The sequence below is a fragment of the Microbacterium sp. AC215 genome (genome assembly GCF_979258645.1).
This window is the reverse complement of record NZ_OZ409869.1, coordinates 2,726,990-2,746,200: the sequence shown is the minus strand read 5'-3', so window position 1 is coordinate 2,746,200 and position 19,211 is coordinate 2,726,990. Positions and strand designations below refer to the sequence as shown.

General features: G+C 67.9%; 15 protein-coding genes. 6 read left to right on the top strand and 9 right to left on the bottom strand.

Annotated features, from left to right (window positions below):
• Positions 1-52: 52 nt before the first annotated feature.
• The 7 genes from ACZZZF_RS13375 to ACZZZF_RS13345 form a co-directional block, all read right to left on the bottom strand.
• Positions 53-1,090: an ABC transporter permease gene (locus ACZZZF_RS13375; RefSeq protein ID WP_072591968.1), complete on the bottom strand. Its 1,038-nt coding sequence runs from the start codon at positions 1,088-1,090 to the stop codon at positions 53-55.
• On the bottom strand, positions 1,087-2,154 hold the full coding sequence (locus ACZZZF_RS13370) for an ABC transporter permease (protein ID WP_053097897.1): 1,068 nt from the start codon (positions 2,152-2,154) through the stop codon (positions 1,087-1,089). Before ACZZZF_RS13370 ends, ACZZZF_RS13375 begins: the two co-directional genes overlap by 4 nt.
• Positions 2,151-3,758: a sugar ABC transporter ATP-binding protein gene (locus ACZZZF_RS13365; protein ID WP_463498784.1), complete on the bottom strand. Its 1,608-nt coding sequence runs from the start codon at positions 3,756-3,758 to the stop codon at positions 2,151-2,153. Before ACZZZF_RS13365 ends, ACZZZF_RS13370 begins: the two co-directional genes overlap by 4 nt.
• A gap of 86 nt (positions 3,759-3,844) precedes the next feature.
• Entirely contained in the window at positions 3,845-4,840 is a 996-nt protein-coding gene (locus ACZZZF_RS13360) for a substrate-binding domain-containing protein (RefSeq protein WP_463498781.1), read from the bottom strand.
• 180 nt (positions 4,841-5,020) lie between these two features.
• Complete coding sequence (locus tag ACZZZF_RS13355; protein ID WP_463498778.1) at positions 5,021-6,568, bottom strand: sugar ABC transporter ATP-binding protein; 1,548 nt, start codon at positions 6,566-6,568, stop codon at positions 5,021-5,023.
• A complete protein-coding gene (locus ACZZZF_RS13350) occupies positions 6,565-7,584 on the bottom strand; it encodes a LacI family DNA-binding transcriptional regulator (protein ID WP_053097905.1) in 1,020 nt (339 codons plus the stop codon). The genes ACZZZF_RS13355 and ACZZZF_RS13350 overlap by 4 nt, the downstream gene beginning before the upstream one ends.
• An 83-nt stretch (positions 7,585-7,667) precedes the next feature.
• Positions 7,668-8,927 (bottom strand): D-arabinono-1,4-lactone oxidase, encoded by a 1,260-nt coding sequence (locus ACZZZF_RS13345; RefSeq protein WP_463498775.1) that lies wholly within the window; start codon positions 8,925-8,927, stop codon positions 7,668-7,670.
• A 79-nt stretch (positions 8,928-9,006) separates the two neighbouring features.
• Here ACZZZF_RS13345 and ACZZZF_RS13340 point away from each other — a divergent pair, with 79 nt between their 5' ends.
• The 5 genes from ACZZZF_RS13340 (at position 9,007) to arfA (ending at position 14,898) form a co-directional block, all read left to right on the top strand.
• Positions 9,007-10,053, top strand: a complete 1,047-nt coding sequence (locus ACZZZF_RS13340) for a LacI family DNA-binding transcriptional regulator (protein WP_056280575.1) — start codon at positions 9,007-9,009, stop codon at positions 10,051-10,053.
• A gap of 93 nt (positions 10,054-10,146) precedes the next feature.
• Entirely contained in the window at positions 10,147-11,484 is a 1,338-nt protein-coding gene (locus ACZZZF_RS13335) for an extracellular solute-binding protein (protein ID WP_463498772.1), read from the top strand.
• Positions 11,481-12,431 carry a carbohydrate ABC transporter permease gene (locus tag ACZZZF_RS13330; RefSeq protein ID WP_053097910.1) on the top strand — a complete coding sequence of 317 codons (951 nt, stop codon included), beginning with the start codon at positions 11,481-11,483 and terminating at the stop codon, positions 12,429-12,431. The genes ACZZZF_RS13335 and ACZZZF_RS13330 overlap by 4 nt, the downstream gene beginning before the upstream one ends.
• Positions 12,431-13,336, top strand: a complete 906-nt coding sequence (locus ACZZZF_RS13325; protein ID WP_053097912.1) for a carbohydrate ABC transporter permease — start codon at positions 12,431-12,433, stop codon at positions 13,334-13,336. The genes ACZZZF_RS13330 and ACZZZF_RS13325 overlap by 1 nt, the downstream gene beginning before the upstream one ends.
• 38 nt (positions 13,337-13,374) lie before the next feature.
• The gene (gene arfA / locus ACZZZF_RS13320) at positions 13,375-14,898 is read left to right on the top strand and encodes an arabinosylfuranosidase ArfA (protein WP_463498769.1); all 1,524 of its coding nucleotides are present in this window, start codon (positions 13,375-13,377) and stop codon (positions 14,896-14,898) included.
• Between the two features lie 191 nt (positions 14,899-15,089).
• On the opposite strand, the gene ACZZZF_RS13315 is transcribed toward arfA, so the two are convergent.
• Complete coding sequence (locus tag ACZZZF_RS13315) at positions 15,090-17,270, bottom strand: S1 family peptidase (protein WP_463498767.1); 2,181 nt, start codon at positions 17,268-17,270, stop codon at positions 15,090-15,092.
• 304 nt (positions 17,271-17,574) lie between these two features.
• Between ACZZZF_RS13315 and ACZZZF_RS13310 the strand changes: the two genes are divergently transcribed.
• The gene (locus tag ACZZZF_RS13310) at positions 17,575-18,006 is read left to right on the top strand and encodes an META domain-containing protein (protein ID WP_162253870.1); all 432 of its coding nucleotides are present in this window, start codon (positions 17,575-17,577) and stop codon (positions 18,004-18,006) included.
• Between the two features lie 71 nt (positions 18,007-18,077).
• Here ACZZZF_RS13310 and ACZZZF_RS13305 read toward each other — a convergent pair whose 3' ends face one another.
• Positions 18,078-19,211, bottom strand: a complete 1,134-nt coding sequence (locus ACZZZF_RS13305; RefSeq protein WP_463498764.1) for a bifunctional 2-methylcitrate synthase/citrate synthase — start codon at positions 19,209-19,211, stop codon at positions 18,078-18,080.

Genomic DNA, 19,211 nt, shown 5'->3' with positions numbered 1-19,211 from the left:
GAATGGCCCCACCTCGGTGCGAGATGGGGCCATTCGGGCGATGGAGCGGAAGCTACTCCCGTTTGCGTGTCACTGCGCGCTGGAGCAGCACGAACACGAGCAGGATGCCGCCCGTGATGATCGTCGTCATCTCGGGCGGGATGCCTCCGTCACGCGTGATGAGCACGTTCATCAGACCGAGCACCAGCGCACCGACGACCGAGCCGAGCACGTATCCGTAAGCCCCTGTCAATACGGTGCCGCCGATCACTGCCGCGGCGATCGCGTCGAGCTCCCACCCGATGCCGGTGATGTTCTGAGCGGTGCCGAGTCGTGCGGTGTAGAGCACCGCCGCGAGACCGGCGAGACCGCCGCTGATCACGTAGACGAGCACCTTCGTGCGCTGCACGGGCAGACCCATGAGCAGCGCCGAGCTCTCCGATCCTCCGATCGCGTACACGGTGCGGCCGGTGCGCGTGCGGTGCAGAACGAAGAACGCGGCGGCCACGACGATCACCGCGATGAGCACTGCGGGGGTGATCACGAGGTCGTTGACCTTCGGGCCGTCGATGATCTTCAGCTGGGTGCCGATCCAGCGGATCGGCGACTCCTCACCCAGCCGCTCGGGCTTGGTGCTGAGCAGCGAGGCGAGGCCCCGACCGAGGAACATCATCGCCAGTGTCGCGATGAAGGGCTGCACGTCGAAGTACCGGATCAGCACTCCCGAGACGATGCCGAAGAGCACTCCGATGCCGATCATCGCGACGATCACGGCGAAGGCGTTCCAGCCGGCGTTCGAGAGCATCACACCGGCGACCGACGAGACCGCGATGATCGATCCCACCGAGAGGTCGATGCCGCCCGTGAGGATCACGAAGGTCAGCGCGACCGCGAGCACGATGAGGTGCGCATTGTTGATGAGCAGGTTCGACAGCGTGTTGAACTGCAGGATGCGGCCGTAGGCCACCTCGCCGAAGATCACCATGCCGACGAAGATGACCACCGAGGCGATCGTCGGCAGCACCGAGGGGTTCGCCGTGATCATGCGTCGCAGACGGTCGGCGACGCTCTCCGTCGCCTGAGGGGCCGGAGGGGCGGTCATGACGCTCATGCGGACACCTCTTCTTTCGCGATGATCTGTTCGACCGGGCGGGCTCTGCGTCGCGTCCGGAACCAGCTGCGCACGCGCTGCGACTGCAGCAGACACAGCACGACGATCACGATGGCCTTGAACGCCGGGGTCGCCGACGACGAGACGCCGAGATACAGCACGGTCTTGTCGAGGGTCGCGATGAGCAACGCGCCGACGAAGGCGCCGCTGAGTGAGAACTTGCCACCCGCCAGCGATGCGCCGCCGATGACGACCGCGAGGATCGCGTCGAGCTCGAGCTGGTAGCCGGTGCGGGAGATGTCGACGGTCATGACGCTGCCGACCGACATGATGCCCGCGATCCCGGCGAGGATGCCGCTCATGATGTAGGCCGTGAGCAGCAGTCCCTTCGGCTTGATGCCCGCCATGCGGCTGGCCCGGGGGTTGATGCCGATCGCCTCGATCATGAGGCCCAGCGCGCTGCGCCTGACCACCCAGCCGACGGCGATCACGATCAGCACCGCGAGGATGAACACCACGGGGATGCCGATCACGAAGCCGTTCGCGATCCACCGGAACGCATCGTTGGATGCCGTCGTGTTCTGCCCGCCGGTGATCACCTTGGCGATGCCTCGGCCGGCGAGCATGAGCACGAGCGTGGCGATGAAGGGCTGCAGGCCGACATAGGCGACGAGGACGCCGTTGACCGCCCCCAGGATGCCGGTGATGACCAGCGCGAGTCCTACCGCGGCGAGCGCTGCGCCGAAGGAGTCGCCTGCGGCGCTGAGGAACTCCATCGAGACGGCTCCGGCGACGGCCATCAGAGATCCGACCGAGAGGTCGATGCCACCGGTGGCGATCACGAGCGACATCCCGATCGCGATCATCATGATCGGCGCCGCCTGGCGCAGGATGTCGATGAGGTTGCCGACGAGGTTGCCGTTGTTGGGGTTGATCGAGAGCGCGAGGTACGTCGGGTCCTTGATCACGTTCAGGGCGAGCAGCGCGAAGATCGCGACGATGCCCCAGAAGAACGGCTTGTGGATCAGGTCCCGCCAGATGGTGGTGCCGGCTGACGCGGTCATCGCGCTGCCTCCTTGTCGGTCGTCGGGGCGATGCTATCGGGCACGGCGCCGCCGGTGTCGTCGAGCGTCTCGGCAGCAGCCTCGACTCCGTGAGCGGCGATCACATCGACGATCACCTGCGCGGTGACATCCGGTCCGTTCTGGATCTCGCCGATCTTCCGGTGGTCCTTCAGCACGACGATCCGCTCGGAGAGGCGCACGACCTCTTCGAGCTCGGAAGAGATGAACACCACGGCGACGCCGTCTTCGGCGAGCTCGGCCACCGCCTCCTGGATCTCGGCCTTCGCACCCACGTCGATTCCGCGGGTCGGCTCATCGAGGATCAGCAGCTCGGGCTGCGTGGCGAGCCAGCGGCCGAGCAGCACCTTCTGCTGGTTGCCGCCGGAGAGGTTCTTGATCATCCGGTCGGGGTCGGCCGGACGGACGTTGAACTGCGCGATGTAGCGGTCGACGATCGCATCCTGCTCCTTGCGGCTCATGGGACGCGCCCATCCGCGCTCCGCCTGCACGGCGAGGATGATGTTCTCGCGCACGGTCAGGTCTCCGATGATCCCCTCGTCGCGGCGGTTCTCGGTCGAGAAGGCGATCCGACGAGGCAGCGCATCGGCGGGCGACTTGAGGTCGACCCGGCGCCCATGCAGCTCGATCGTGCCTTCGTCGGTGCGGTCGGCGCCGTAGAGCAGTCGGGCGAGCTCGGTGCGCCCGGAGCCGAGCAGCCCGGCGAACCCGATGACCTCGCCGGGGCGGATGTCGAGGTCGGTCGCCTCGACCGCTCCGCGGCGTGCGATTCCGGATGCCGCGAGCAGCGGCTTCTCATCGGCCTCGCGTGGCGCGCGGCGGCGGTTGCCTCCGAGCGACTTGAGCGCATCGAGGTCCTTGCCGATCATCTTCGAGATGAGAGCGTGGCGGTCGAGGTCCCGGGTGAGGTACTCACCCTCGTACAGTCCGTTGCGCAGCACCGTCAGGCGGTCGCTGATCGCGTAGACCTGATCGAGGAAGTGCGAGACGAAGAGGATCGCGACCCCCTGGTCTCGCAGTGCCCGGATCACGGTGAAGAGGCCTTCGACCTCGGCGGCGTCGAGGCTGGAGGTCGGCTCGTCGAGGATGAGCACCTTGGCCTTGATCGCCATCGCGCGGCTGATGGCGACGAGCTGCTGCAGCGCGATCGAGAGGGTCGAGAGCGGCCGGCGGGTGTCGAGGTGCCCCAGGCCGAGTCGGGAGAGGGCGTCGGTCGCAGCTCGGTGGGTGGCCGTCCAGTTGATGCCGAACACACCTCGCGTCTCATGACCGAGCATCACGTTCTCGCCGATCGAGAGGTTGGGGGCGAGGTTGACCTCCTGGTACACCGTCGAGATCCCGGCATCCTGCGCGTCGCCGGCGCCGCCGAAGCTGCGCTCCTGCCCGGCGACGACGATCGACCCGGAGTCGATCCGGTAGACGCCGGTCAGGGCTTTGATCAGGGTCGACTTGCCCGCGCCGTTCTCGCCCATGAGCGCGTGGACCTCGCCCTGGAACAGCCGGAAATCGACCTTGTCGAGGGCTTTCACGCCAGGGAACTCGATCGAGATCCCACGCATCTCGACGATGGGCAGTGCTTCGTTCATCGGTGTCTCCTCCTCCGGAAGAGCCCGGGCGGTGCGGCTGTGGCGGCACCGCCCGGGCTCACTGGCTGATCGCTCCGGCGGCGGGGTCAGTACTTGCGGTCGGCGAGCACGGCCTGTGCCGCCTCTGCGGAATCGAACGCCTCGCTGGGGACGACGATGTACGAGTCGACGTCCTCACCGGCGAGAGTCTTCTCGACGACCTCGAGGGCCGTCTCGCCGAAGAGCGGGTTGTACTCGTGCACGTAGCTGAGCTGGCCGTCGGCGAGCGCCTGCATGGCGTTCTTCGTGCCGTCGATCGTGGCGATCTTGACGTCCTCGCCCACCACCAGGCCGGCTTCCTCAGCGGCCTGCGCAGCGCCGAGACCCATCTCGTCGTTCTGTGCGAACACGAGCTGGATGTCGTTGTTCGAGGACTTGAGCATCGTCTCGAAGACGCTCTTGCCCTCTTCCGCCGACCAGTTCGCCGTCTGCGCGTCGAGCTTGGTGAGCGACGAGTCGCCGAGGCCCTCGTCGAAGCCGGTGTTGCGCTCGTTCACGACGCCGACGCCGGCCGGGCCCTCGAGCACGACGTAGTTGCCTCCGTCGGGGAACGTCGCCGCAGCCCAGGTGCCGACCTCCTTCGCGACCTCGACGTTGTCGGGAGCGATGCGGGTGACGTACAGGCTGTCGTCGTCGGGCTCGATGCCGCGGTCGAGCAGGATGACGGGAATCTCCGCCTCCTGTGCGCGCTTGAGCGAGTCCTCCCAGCCCGAGGCCTCGGTGGCCGAGAGCAGGATCACATCGACGCCCTCGTCGACGAACGACGTGAACGCGTCGATCTGCGACTTCTGGTCGAGGTTGGTGGCGGGTGCGTACTTGAGGTCGTATCCGGCTTCCTCCGTGAAGGTGTCCTGGATGTTCTGCTCGTTGGCCTCGCGCCATGCGCCCTCGGGACCGACGGCCACGAAGCCGACCGTGGTGACGTCGTCGCCGTCGCCACCCCCGTCGCCCGAGTCGCCGGTCGAGCAGGCCGCAAGGCCGATGGTGAGTGCGCCGACTGCTGCCAGGCCGAACGCGATGCGAATGCGCTTCTTCGCGGACATTTCTTCTCCTCGTTGAGATGCCGGTGGTCACTCCGGCGGTGGTGGACCAGTCATGGTCCGATCGTGATTGCAGGACACCTGCATCGCATGTCCTGCGGTGATGTTACCGGGAACAATTTCTGGAACACAAGAGGTCGAACGAAAATCAACGATGTAGGAAGCGAAAGATCTTGTTACCGATCACAGCTCAACGCTGTGGCTGAGCTCAGCGGCGATCATCTCGACCACGCTGTCGACCGTGACACCAGGACCGTTGCTGAGCTCGCCGATCTTCTCGCGGTCCTTCAGCACGATGATGCGATCGCTCAGCCGCACCACCTCTTCGAGTTCGGACGAGATGAAGACCACGGCCACTCCGTCACCGGCGAGCTGGCTGATGCGTCTCTGGACATCGATCTTCGCCGCGATGTCGATCCCCCGAGTGGGCTCGTCGAGGATCAGCACGTGCGGACGCACCGCCAGCGCACGGGCCAGCAGCACCTTCTGCTGGGTTCCGCCCGAGAGCAGGCCGACCGGGCGGTCGAGGTCGGCGGGATCCAGATGCAGGGCCTCGACGTACGTCTCGACAAGTCCCCGCGACTCCGCGTGCGAGAGCGGACGAGTCCACCCGCGCAGCGCCTGCAGCGACAGGATGATGTTCTCGCGCGCCGTGAGCTCGCCGATGATGCCCTGCGTCCCCCGGTTCTCGGCCGACAGCGCGATCCGGTGTCGCAGCGCCGCCGACGGGCTCCGCAGCTGCACCCGTTCGCCGTCGACCCAGAGCTCGCCACTGTCGGCCCGCGTCGAACCGCTGAGCAGCGACGCGAGCTCGGTGCGCCCGGAACCCCGCAGCCCCGCGAGGCCCACGATCTCTCCGCGTTGGATCTCGACATCCATCTGCTCGAGCTCACCGCGTCGCCCCACACCGGACGCCTGCATCGCGGGCTCTCCGTCGTACGCGTAGTGGTGGGCCTTGCGCTCAGAGCCGAGCGCTCGGAGGCTGTCGATGTCCTTGCCGAGCATCTTCGAGATCAGGTCGGCCCGGTCGAGGTCTCGCGTCGCATACTCCCCCACGCGCCGCCCGTTGCGCAGCACGGTCATGCGGTCGCTGATCGCGAACGCCTGCTCGAGGAAGTGCGAGATGAACAGGATCGCGACCCCCCGCTGCCGCAGACCGCGGATGACGCGCATCAGGGTCGCGACCTCGGCGACGTCGAGGCTGGAGGTGGGCTCATCGAGGACGAGCACCCTCGGCTCGTCGACGACCGCGCGCGCGAGTGCGACGAGCTGCTTCTGCGCAGGCGTGAGCAGCGAGAGCGGCGTCTTCGGATCGAGGCCGTCGAGCCCGAGTCTGGCCAGCGCCTCCGCGGCATCCGCTCTCGTCCTCCGCCAGTCGATGCCGAACCGTCCTCGGCGCTCCCGCCCGAGCATCACGTTCTCCGCGACACTGAGATTCGGGCTCAGCTGGGTCTCCTGGAACACCGTCGCGATCCCCGCCGCTCGACTGTCGGCGACCCCCGAGAACCGACGGGGCTCGCCGTCGACGAGGACCGTGCCCTCCTCCGGCGCGAGGGTGCCGGTGATCACCGCGACCAGGGTGGACTTGCCGGCGGCGTTCTCGCCCATGACGGCATGCACCTCGCCGGGGAACAGCCGGAAGTCGACGTCGTCGAGCGCGCGCACGCCGGGGAACTCGACCGTGATGCCCGCGAGCCGCACGACCGGCGCGGGACCACGGTCGGAGGTCATCGCACCTCCCGCGGTGCGGCCGATGAGCCGCGGGCGACGAGCTCGGTCGGGATCCGCGTGAGCGTGGGGATGTCCCGCCCTTCGATCGCCGCACGCAGCATCTCGACCACTGCGACGCCCAGCGCCCCGAAGTCCTGGCGCACCGTCGTGAGCGGCGGGATGAAGTGCCGCGCCAGCGGGATGTCGTCGAAGCCGACCACGCTCAGATCCCGCGGCACCTCGAAGCCCCGGTCGTGCAGACCGTGGATCAGCCCCATCGCCATGTCGTCGTTCGCGGCGAAGATCGCCGTATAGTCGGGCAGCCGCGTGAGCCCCTTCGCGAAGTCGTAGGCGAAGTCGGCCGACCAGTCGCCGACGACGATGGGCCGTTCGCGGATGCCCCACGACTTGGCCCGCGAATGGAAGGCCCGCTCCCGCGCCCTCGCGTCGAGCCAGTCGAGCGGACCCGAGAGGTGCAGGATATCGCGGTGGCCGAGCGCGACGAGGTGGTCGACCACGGATGTCGTGCCCGCATGCTGGTCGATCGACACGGTGAGGAACGTCGGGTCGGCGTCTGCCTTGACGACCAGCATCGGCACGGTGATGGCGATGCGGCGCAGCGCCGCCACGGACGACGAGCGGGGCGCGATGACGCAGAGCGCATCGACTCCCTGGGTCACGAGATTGTCGACCGCCTCCTGCGGAGACAGCGGGTCGCCCTCGTGCAGAGCGATCGGCGTGACGGAGTATCCGGTGGCACGTGCGGAGAGCTCCACGGCTCGCAGGATGCTGGTCGGACCGTGCGCCACCGCGCTCTCGACGATCACGCCGATCCGGCGGGTGCGCTGCGTGGCGAGAGCCCGCGCGACGAGGTTCGGGCGGTAGTCGAGCTCCTCGATCGCCTCGAGCACGCGGCGTTTCGTGTCGGGCTTGATGTTCGGGTGATCGTTGAGAACACGCGAGACCGTCATGTGCGAGACGCCCGCGATGGTCGCCACCTGACGGATGTTGGGCTTGTCTGAACCGACGTTCGCCATGCACACCTCCGTCGGCCGAGCCTCGGAGAATGTTACCGAGAACAACCCCGGTGGTGCAATGGATCCCGCGGCAGCGGCAGGCGCTAGAGGCCCAGGCGCTCCAGGTACGGGTTCACCAGTCGGCGCTCGGGGTCGAACCGCGCCGCGAGGTCGGCGAAGTCATCCCAGCGCGAGTAGCGAGAGCGCACCTCGGCGGCATCGAGCGTGAACACCTTTCCCCAGTGCGGGCGGGCGGTCTCGGGCAGTGCCGCTTCGAGCGTCGGCAGGAACTCGCGAACGGCCGCCTCGTCGGGCTTCCAGGTGAAGTGGATGCCGACGGCATCCGTACCCTGCGATGAGCTCAGCCAGAGGTAGTCGGGGGCGACCGTGCGGATCTCGTTCACGAGCAGCAGCGGCGCGATCTGGCCGGCGAGGGTGCGGACCGCCTGGATCGCGGCGGCCGCATCGGCGCGGGGCACCAGGTACTCGCTCTGGATCTCGGCGCCCGCCGACGGCGTGAACTCGAGCTTGAAGTGCGCGAGACGCTCGAACCACGGCCCCGGCACTCCGAGCTGCTCGGTGCAGGCCACCGGGTCGACGCCGATGATCGGATGCCGCTTCGCTGTCGCAGGCTCCGCTCCGAGTCGGTCGAAGAGATCGGCGCGGGTGTTCTCGCGCGCCTCGGGCTGTCGCTGCTTGACCCAGATCTGGTCGGCGACGTCGGTGTGCTCCCACCGCGAGAAGATGCTGACGCTCGTTCCGATGCTCGTCACCTCGTCGAAGTCGGCGAGGATCGCATCCCACGACGGATGCTCGAACACGTGCTGGGCGACCTCGTAGGCGGGCTCGACATCGAGCGTCACGTCGACGACCGCTCCGAGTGCGCCGAGGCTGACGACCGCGCCGTCGAAGTCGTCGTCTCCGCGAGCGAGCGAGCGGATCTCCCCTGCCGGCGTGATGATCGTCAGCGCGCGCACGGCGGAGGCCAGCGATCCCGTCGCGTCGCCCGAGCCGTGCGTTCCGGTCGCGACGGCTCCCGCGATCGAGATGTGCGGCAGCGAGGCGAGGTTCGCGAGCGCGAGCCCCTCCGCATCGAGCAACGGGGCGAGGTCCCCGTAGCGCAGCCCACCCGACACGCGCACGGCGTCACGGGCGTCGGCGACCTCGAACACGACGGGCAGCCGGTCGAGCGCGATGAGCACCCCGTCGGTGTCGGCGATGTCGTTGAAGCAGTGCCGCGACCCGAGGAAGCGCACGGCCCCGCCCCGGGCGAGCAGTCCCTGCAGCTCATCGATCGAGCTCGGGTGCTCGATCGCGGATGCGCGATAGGTGAGGTTGCCGGCCCAGTTGCGTTCGATGGTCATCGGGCCATAGTAGCCACGGCAGCCTCGCCCACCATCGGAGAGGCACCGCGCTCGGCACGCGCATGGATAGGCTGACCGGATGACTGCGATGCCGCCGCCGCGCGCGACGATGAAGGACGTCGCCGCACTTGCCGGCGTCTCACCCAAGACGGTCTCGAACGTCGTCACCGGCACGGTCGCCGTTCGCGAGGAGACGAGGCTCAGGGTCGAGTCGGCGATGGTGGAGCTCGACTTCGTGCCCAACCTCAACGCCCGCGGGCTCCGCAAGGGCCGCTCGGGCATCATCGCCGTGGCCCTGCCCGACCTCGCCACCGCGTTCTCGGCCGAGCTGATGCATCGCATCGTCGACGCTGCGCACGATCGGGGCCTGGCGGTGCAGATCGAGGAGACCGCGACCGATCCCGAACGCGAGCGGGAGCTCGTCTCGCGCGCTCGCGCGCACCTGGTCGACGGGCTGATCCTGAACCCCATCCGCCTCGAGGACAGCGTGCTGAAGTACGCCGACCGGCTGCCCCCGCTCGTCGTGCTCGGGGAGGTCGAGCAGAACAGGGCCGACCACGTGCGGATCGACAGTCGCCGCGCCGCCGCTGACGTGACCCGGCATGTGCTGTCTCGCGGGGCGACCCGCATCGCGGTGATCGGCGCCGATGACGACGCGGCGGTCGCGACCGCCACAGGTCGCCTGCGACTCGAGGGCGTGCACGACGCGCTGCGAGAGGTCGGCATCCCGCGCGACACCGCTCTCGAGATCAACCCGATGCCGTGGTCGATGACGGGTGGGGCGGATGGCGTCGCCACGCTGTTCCGGCGGGGTGTGGCATTCGACGCGATCATCGCCTTCACCGACTCGCTCGCGCTCGGAGCGCTGCACGCGCTGCACGATCACGGCGTGAGCGTGCCGGACGATGTGATCGTGACGGGCTTCGACGATGTCGAGTTCTCGCGGTACACGTCGCCCTCGCTCACGACGATCGCCTTCGATCGTCGCGCGTTCGCCGACGCGGCCCTCACGCTGCTCGAGTCGCGCATGGACGACCGCTCCGCTCCCCCGCGCGCGCTCACCCTCTCGCATCATCTGCTCGAGCGCGACAGCACGCGGGGCACCCCGCGCGGCTACCGCCCCTGACGCGGCCCGGAAGCATCGGCTCACTCTTGCGCCGCTGATTACATCGATGTAATGATGTACCCCGACCCCGCCCGCTGTCACGAAGGAGTGACGATGACGCCCCCGCTCGATATGTCCAGACGGCAGTTCCTGACTGCCGCCTCCGTCACGGCCGCCGCGGCGCTGCTCGCCGGCTGCGCCCCCGGAACAGTCCCGGGCTCGAACACGACGACCCTCCAGTTCTGGCATCTGCTCTCGGGTGGCGACGGCGTCACCATGTCGCAACTGCTCGACACCGCGAACGCGGCGCAGAACGCGTACCGCATCCGCCCCACCGTGCTCGCCTGGGGCACCCCGTACTACACGAAGCTCGCGATGGCGGGCGCCGGTGGCCGCGCCCCCGACGTCGCGATCATGCACGCCACCCGAACGGTCGGCTGGGCCCCCGGCGGTCTGCTCGACCCGTGGGATCTCGACCGACTGGCAGACCTCGGCGTCGACGCATCGACGTTCCCGAAGCCCATCTGGGAGAAGGGCTTCGTCGGCGAGAACATGTACAGCGTCGCTCTCGACGCGCATCCGTTCGTCGCGATGTTCAACACCGACATCTGCGATGCCGCCGGAGTGCTCGACAGCGACGGTCGCCTCGCAGAGACGTCGTCTCCCGAGGAGTTCGTCGAGCAGCTGCGCACGATCGGCGGCAAAGCCGACGGCCACGCGCTGTCGTACGGATATCTCGGCGACGGCGCGCAGATGTGGCGCCTCTTCTACACCTTCTACTCGCAGCACGGCGGTGCGATGGAGCTGCCCGCCGGCGGCAAGGCCGTGATCCACAAGGATGCCGCGGTCGAGTCCCTCTCGCTCATGCGCACCCTGCTCGACGGCGAGATCGCCCTCGCCCAGGCCGACTACGGCAGCGCCGTCGCCGAGTTCGCGACCGGCAAGAGCGGCATGCTGTTCACCGGCGTCTGGGAGCTCCGCACCATGCAGAACGCGGAGATCCCGTTCGATGCGACCATGATCCCCACGCTCTACGGCACCCCGGCGGTCTACGCCGACTCGCACTCGTTCGTGCTGCCGCATCAGACCAACGCCGACGAGAAGAAGCGCGACCTGACGTACCAGTTCGTCGCCGACATGCTCAAGGGCTCGTTCGGCTGGGCCGAGGCCGGGCACATCCCCGCCTTCCTGCCGGTCACCGAGTCCCCCGAGTACGCCGATCTCGTCCCCCAGGCCCACTACGCCGAGGCCGCGCAGCACGTCGTGTACGACCCCACCGCGTGGTTCACCGGATCGGGCTCCAACTTCCAGGGCGAGTTCGGCGCCGCGGTGCAGGGCGTCCTGCTGTCGGGCGATGACCCCGCGGCGGCGATCGACCGGTTCGAGGCACGGGTGAACACCCTGCTCCGTCAGCCCAACCCGGCAGACCCCGAGGGGACGTTCGCATCATGACCACGGCAACCGACTCCACGCGCACCATCGTCACCGGCTCGAAGGCCGCCATCCCGATCCGTCGCGCCGGCTCCCGCAACCGCGAGCAGCTCATCAGCTGGGCGTTCCTCGCTCCGTTCCTGCTCGCGTTCGTGCTGTTCCTCGCCTGGCCGATCGTGCACGGCATCATCCTCAGCTTCACCGACCAATCGCTCACGGGAGCCGGCGGCTCCTTCATCGGCTTCGCGAACTACGCCGAGGCGCTGACGGATCCGAAGATGTGGCAGTCGATGGGCAACACGGTGTGGTTCACCCTGCTGTCCACTGTGCCGCTCGTCGTGATCGCTCTGCTGATGGCGGCGCTCGTCGACCGCGGCATCCCGGGTCAGTGGCTGTGGCGACTGTCGTTCTTCATGCCGTATCTGCTCGCCTCGACCGTGATCTCGCAGATCTGGGTGTGGATCTTCAACCCGCAGATCGGTGCCGCGAACAACATCCTCGAGTTCTTCGGTCTCGAGCCGCTCGCCTGGCTCCAGAATCCCGACACCAACATGCTGTCGATCGTGATCGCCACCGTCTGGTGGACGGTCGGATTCAACTTCCTGCTGTACCTCGCGGCGATGCAGAACATCCCGCCGCAGCAGTACGAGGCCGCGTCGCTCGACGGCGCGGGACCGTGGCGCCAGTTCTGGTCGATCACTCTTCCGCAGCTGGGACCGGCGACCGTCCTGATCCTGATCCTGCAGATCCTGGCGTCGCTCAAGCTCTTCGATCAGGCGTACCAGATGCTCGGCGGTGTCGCGAGTGACACGACCCGCTCGATCGTCCAGTACATCTACGAAGCCGGCTTCGTCAGTTACCGATTCGGCTACTCGGCCGCGATCTCCTATGTGTTCTTCGCCCTCATCGTCATCATCGGCGTCGCGCAGGCTCTGATCACGCGCCGCCGGAAGGAGTCGCAGCTGTGATGTCCACCGCCACTCTCACCGAGACCATCACGACGACCAAGCCCGCGCGGGCCCGTCGCCCGCACCTGCCGGGCGAGAAGCCGTTCGGCGTGCTGCGCATCAGCGCACTCGTCGTCCTCATCGTCCTGGCGGTCGGCTGGCTGCTGCCCTTCCTCTGGGCGATCGCGACGGCGTTCAAGACCGAGACGGATGCCGCCAGCGGCGACCCGTCCTGGATCGGCGCCTCGGGCCCGACGATCGAGGCGTTCACCGCGATCCTGTCGCAGGGCAACGTCTACACCTGGGCGTTCAACAGCCTGTGGACGTCGATCGCCGTGACCCTGATCACGCTCACGATCTCGGCATTGGCCGCCTACGCCTTCTCCCGGCTCGACTTCACCGGTCGCAAGTGGCTGTTCGTCGCCATCATCGCCTCGATCGTCGTGCCGCCGCAGGTGCTCATCATCCCGCTGTTCTACGAGATGCTCGCGTTCAACATGATCGACACCTACTGGGGTCTGATCCTGCCGCAGGTCGTTGCGCCGGCCATGGTGTTCATCCTGAAGCGCTTCTTCGACGCGATCCCGATCGAGCTCGAAGACGCCGCCCGGGTCGACGGCGCCAGCCGACTGCGCATCTTCTGGTCGATCGTGCTGCCGCTGTCGCGCCCGATCCTGGCATCCGTCGCGATCTTCGTGTTCATCGGCGCCTGGAACAACTTCCTCTGGCCGTTCCTCGTCATCAACGACACCACGCTGATGACGCTGCCGGTCGGCCTCCAGACGGTGATCAGTGCCTACGGCGTGCAGTACGCCCAGGTGATGGCTCAGGCCGTGCTGGCGGCGCTGCCGCTGATCATCGTGTTCATCATCTTCCAGAAGCAGATCGTCAAGGGCGTCGCGACCAGCGGCTTCGGCGGTCAGTAGTCCCCCACCCGGCTCGAGAGCCAGAAACAAGGAGAGCAATGTCTCAGGCCCGCATCACCATCGATCGCGACTTCACCATCGCCGACGTCCCCCGGAGGCTCTTCGGGTCGTTCGTCGAGCACATGGGGCGCTGCGTGTACACCGGCATCTACGAACCGGGGCACCCGCAGGCAGACGAGCGCGGCTTCCGTCAGGACGTCCTCGCCCTGGTGAAGGAGATGGGTCCGACCGTGGTCCGATACCCGGGAGGCAACTTCGTCTCGGGCTACCGCTGGGAAGACGGGGTGGGCCCGGTCGAAGACCGCCCGGTGCGCATCGACGGCGCCTGGCACACGATCGAGACCAACGCCTTCGGCCTGCACGAGTTCATGGACTGGGCGAAGGATGCCGATGTCGAGGTCATGGAGGCCATCAACCTCGGAACCCGGGGTGTCGAGGAGGCCAGGTCGCTCGTGGAGTACGCCAACCATCCGGGCGGCACGTACTGGTCGGACCTTCGCCGCAAGAACGGTGCCGAGCAGCCCTTCGACATCAAGCTGTGGTGCCTGGGCAACGAGCTCGACGGCCCCTGGCAGATCGGCGGCAAGACCGCGACGGAGTACGGGCGGCTGGCGCAGGAGTCGGCCAAGGCCATGAAGCTCGTCGACCCGACGATCGAGCTCGTCGCCGTCGGCTCGTCCGGCCGGTCGATGCCGACGTTCGGCACCTGGGAGCACACGGTGCTGACTCACGCGTACGACGAGGTCGACTTCATCTCGATGCACGCGTATTACCAGGAGCATGACGGCGACGCCGAGTCGTTCCTCGCGGAGTCGGTCGACATGGATGCGTTCATCGACGGCGTCATCGCGACGATCGATGCGGTGAAGGCGGCGGGCAAGCACACGAAGCAGGTCGACATCTCGTTCGACGAGTGGAACGTGTGGGACCAGGTGAAGTTCAACGACGTCGAGTCGGTCGAGATCGCGAAGGCCGGGTGGAAGAAGCACCCGCGCCTGATCGAGGACACCTACAACGTGACGGATGCCGTCGTCGTGGGCACGCTGCTCAACAGCCTGCTGCGTCATGGCGATCGCGTGAAGATCGCGAACCAGGCGCAGCTCGTGAACGTGATCGCGCCGATCCGCTCGGAGGAGAACGGTCCGGCCTGGCGTCAGACGAGCTTCTGGCCCTTCGAGCGCATGGCCCGTCTCGCCAAGGGCCGCATCCTGCGCCTCGCGGTGGCGGCTCCGCAGATCGAGACGAAGCGCTACGGCGGAGTCAACTCGGTTGATGCCGCGGCCACGTGGGACGAGGAGACCGGACGAGTCGTGGTCTTCGTCGCGAACCGCTCGCTGACCGAAGAGAGCGACCTGACCGTCGAGCTGCGCGGCCTCACCGGCCTCCGCGTCGTGAACGCCGAGACGCTGACGATCCCCGAGGGTGGCGACCGTCGCACCGCGAACCTCGAGACCACGCAGGATGCCGTGCACATGGTGCCGCTCGGCGCCGCCGAGGTCGTCGACGGGTCGGTGCGTGCGACGCTGCCGCCGCTGTCATGGTCGGTGATCGAACTCGCCTGAGGTTCGGCTCGACAGGAGAGGGCCCGGCATCGGATTCCGATGTCGGGCCTTCTGCGTGTCCGGCATCCCGCGCGCCTGCACCACGAAGCACCCCGCAGACGCGAAGAAGCCCGGTATCGATCGATACCGGGCTTCTCAGCGATGGGGTTCACGGCCGAGGCCGGTCACTCCGTCAGATCGTGATCAGGCGATCAGCTCTGGATCTGCTGGCGACGACGCACGACCAGCAGCAGTCCGCCCGAGAGCAGGGCGAGCGCGATGGCTCCGGCCGTCAGCGGGACGAGCATGTCGGAACCGGTCGCGGCGAGACCGCCGTCACCCGGGGCGGCTGCGCCACCCTCACCGGGAGCGGGAGCGGCTCCGCCACCGCCGGCGACCGGTGCGGCGAGAACAGCGAACGCCAGGTCGGTCGGAGCCGACGAGACGCCGTCGATGGCCTGCGTGGCCGAGACCGTGTAGGTGCCCGACTCGAGAGCCGCACCGAAGTCGACGCTCCAGGCGCCGTCCTCGACAGTGGCCGTGAACGTGCCGCTCGCCGCGGCGAAGGCGCCCGCGAGGGCCGCCGTGTTCGCCGTGGTCGGCTCGGCGCCGGTGAGCTTCACCGTCACGGTCGCTCCGTCGATGCCCGAGCCGGCGAGTCCGGAAGGACCGTCGTTGTGGGCGAACTCCGCGCCGTTCGCGACCGAGGTCACGGCCGGCGAGACGGGGATGACCGAGAACGACGAGGTGGCCTCAGGCGAGACCTCGTCTTCGCCGTCGATCGTGCGGGTCTGCGTCACGACGACGCTGTGCGAGCCGTACTCGAGGGTGAGTCCGTCGACGGTCCAGGAACCGTCTGCGGCGACCTCGGTGGTGCCGAGCACGTCATCGGTCTGGGCGTCGGTCACCGTGATGGCGGTGGTCGGCAGGCCGGTGCCGCTGATCGCGGTGACCGTCTCGTTGACGGTCGATCCGTCGGCGGGCGAGGTGATGACCGGCGCGACCAGCGGGGCCGGCACGACGGTCACGTTCAGCGTGGTGGTCGGCGAGGTGCTGAGGCCGTTCACGCCGGTGATGGTGAGCTCAGCGGCACCGAGTCCGACGGGGCCGACGAACGAGAACTCTCCGTCGACGACGTCGACGGTCTGCTCTGCGCCGAGTCCGGTGACGGTCACGGTGTCGGATCCGGGAGCGGTTCCCTTGATGGTGGCCCCGGGGTTGACCTCAGCGCCGGAAGTCGGGCTGGTGACGATCGGGGCGTCGAGGTCGAGTGCGACCTCGTAACCACCGGTCTTGGGGAGAGCCGCGATGAGCGATGCAGACCAGGTCCACTGCTCGACGCCAGGTTCAGCCTCGATACCGCCGGAGATCAGTCCGACAGCGGTGCCGCCCTGGATGACAGCTCCGCCCGAGTCGCCGGGGCCGGCCACGGTGTTGCTCGAGAAGCCCTGCACCCAGCGATCCTCGATCTGTGCCCAGCCGTCGACGATGTGGTTTCCGTTGATCGCACCCACCGTGTAGCCGGTCGTACGACCGCTCTTCGCGACGGGACCCGGAACGGCCGCGCCGACGGCCTTGACCGCATATCCGCTTTCTGCGAGCGAGTCGTAAGCGTCGGTGGCCGTGGTCCAGTCGGTGACGAGCGGCAGCGGGTTGGTACCCGCTGCGACATCGATCACCGAGATGTCGGTCGCGTTCGTGTCACCATCCGAGCCCGGCGCGTTGTTCGTGCTGCCGAACTGAGCGAACCCGAAGGTGCCGAGAACCTCGGGCGTCGTGGGCAGCTCATCGTCGCCTCCGGCTGCCGGCTGCTCGCTCGGGATGCTCCAGAGCGTTCCGAGCATCGGGCGGTCGTCGGCATCGAACGCGCAGTGCCCTGCGCTGAGCAGCGCAGGGGTGCGCTCGGGGCTCCATGCGGCGAATCCGACGGAGCAGTTGTAGAGGCCCTGGTCCTGGTCGACGCTCAGGTATCCCTGTCCACCGACGACGTCACCCTCGGCGAACACCTTCGGAGTTCCTCCGAGCGTCACGACGGTAGCCGCCGGGATTTCCGCCTCTGCGGCGAAGGCCTCGATGGCCGCGTCATCAGTCGCGCCGTCTTCGGAGACCACCGTGATCTGCTGGCCATCGGCGGTCGTACCACTCGCCACGAACTCGACGCCATGGTCAGCGGCCGTGTCGGCGAGCTTCACCAGGTCAGCCGGCGGAGCATCCTCGACGGGTGCGTCCTCAGCCGGGGCCTGGACGTCCGACGTCGCGGTCGGAGCGGGAGTCGGGGTCGGCTCTGCGCCATCCTCGGCGTAGGCCGGTCCCGCCACGAGCAGGCCCGAGAGGGCGATCGTGGCGGCGGCGGTCAACGCCAGCGGGCGTCGACCTGTCACTCTGTGCTTCATGTGATGTATGTCCTTGCTGGTCACGGATCGTCAGTCAGTTTCATAGTCGGCAGTGCTCGTCGAGCACAGAACCGCCGCTTCCCGGGTAGGGCGTGAAATGAGACGCTGGCCCCCCGATCAGCACGATCCAGTCCGTCAGGACGAACAGGGATCTCATGCAGAGTACCCAGTAAATCCACAGAATGGGGAAATTGTTTACCAGAATTTCGCCTCTTGACCTGGCACTCTCGTTTGCGATACGGCAGGACGACCGCCCGCCGCACAACGGATTGCGTTCGCAGACGACACGGTTACCATGGCCATCATGAGCACCCACCGCAGAGCACGCACCCTCGTCGGCCTCGCGATCCTGGGAGCCTTCGCCGTGATGGGCGCAGCCTGCGCGACCGGCGGCCCCAGCAGTGCGCCGACGTCGAGCGCCGACCCGAACGGCGAAGACAGCGCCGTCGTCGAGAAGCTCGTCGGACTGTGGGGAGAGGATGCCTCCGGTCAGCCGCACCTCGAGTTCACCGCCGACGGCGAGGTGCACGGCAGTGACGGCTGCAACGGCATCACGACGACCTACTCGGTGAACGGCGACCGTGTCGATCTCGCCCGATTCGCCTCGACGCTGAAGGCGTGCCCCGGAGTGGACGGCTGGATGCGGGGCGTGCGTGCGGTCGAGATCGACGGCGACGTCCTCGTGATCAAGGACGCGTCCGGCACGGAGCTGGGCACCCTCCCGCGCGCGAGCTGACGTCGCGCCGCGGAATGCGGCACCTGATCCGGCGACCGACCCGGGTTCGTCGACCCGGGCCGGTGCGCCGATCAGTTCTCGATGTGGCGTTCGTCGACGCCGTCGTAGAACGACAGCGGGCGGATCAGAGCGTTCGCACCGGCCTGTTCGATGATGTGCGCCGTCCACCCTGTGACCCGCGCCGCGACGAACAGCGGCGTGAAGGTGAGGGTGTCGAAGCCGATGAGGTTGTAGGCAGGACCCGACGGGTAGTCGAGGTTCGGGTAGATGCCCTTGCGCGCCACGAACTCCGACTCGAGAGCGTCGTACAGCTCAGCCACCTCGGCCTTGTCGTAGTGCTCGACCAGGGTGTCGAGCGCCGCCTTCATCGTCGGCACCCGCGAGTCGCCGCTCTTGTAGACGCGGTGCCCGAAGCCCATGATCTTGCGCTTCTCGGCCAGCGCCTTGTCGAGCCACGGCACGACGTTCGAGGCCTCGCCGATCTCGTCGAAGATGTGCAGCACAGCCTCATTGGCGCCGCCGTGCAGCGGCCCCTTGAGCGCGCCGATCGCCCCGACCACCGCCGAGTAGAGGTCGCTGAGGGTGGAGGTGATCACGCGGGCCGTGAACGTCGAGGCGTTGAACGAGTGCTCGGCATACAGGATCATCGAGCGGTTGAACGCGTCGACGACCACAGGATCGGGCTCCTCGCCGAACGTCATCCAGAGGAAGTTCGCCGAGTAGTCGAGGTCGTCGCGCGGTGCGATCGTCTCCTGCCCCCGGCGGCGGCGCTGACCGTACGCGACGATCGCGGGGAGAGCGGCGAACAGACGGATGCTGCGCTCGAGGTTCTCCTCCGGGCTGCCGCCGGCATCGAGCACCGATCCGCCCGCGTTCGTGTCGGAGGCACCGATCAGGCTGACCGCCGTGCGCACCTCGTCCATCGGATGCGCGTCGAGCGGAACCAGGTCGATCGCGGTCTTCACGCTGTCGGTCAGAGCGCGATGGAGGCGCTCCTCCGCGCGGAAAGCGGCCAGCTCGTCGGCCGTCGGCAACTCGCCGTGCCACAGCAGGTAGGCCACCGCCTCGAAAGGCTGGGACGCCGCCAGCTCCTGCACGGGATATCCGCGGTAGAGCAGGCTGTTCGTCTCGGGGTTGACCTTCGAGATCGCGGTCGTGTCGACGACGACCCCGGCAAGGCCCTTCTTGATGTCCGGCTCGGTCAT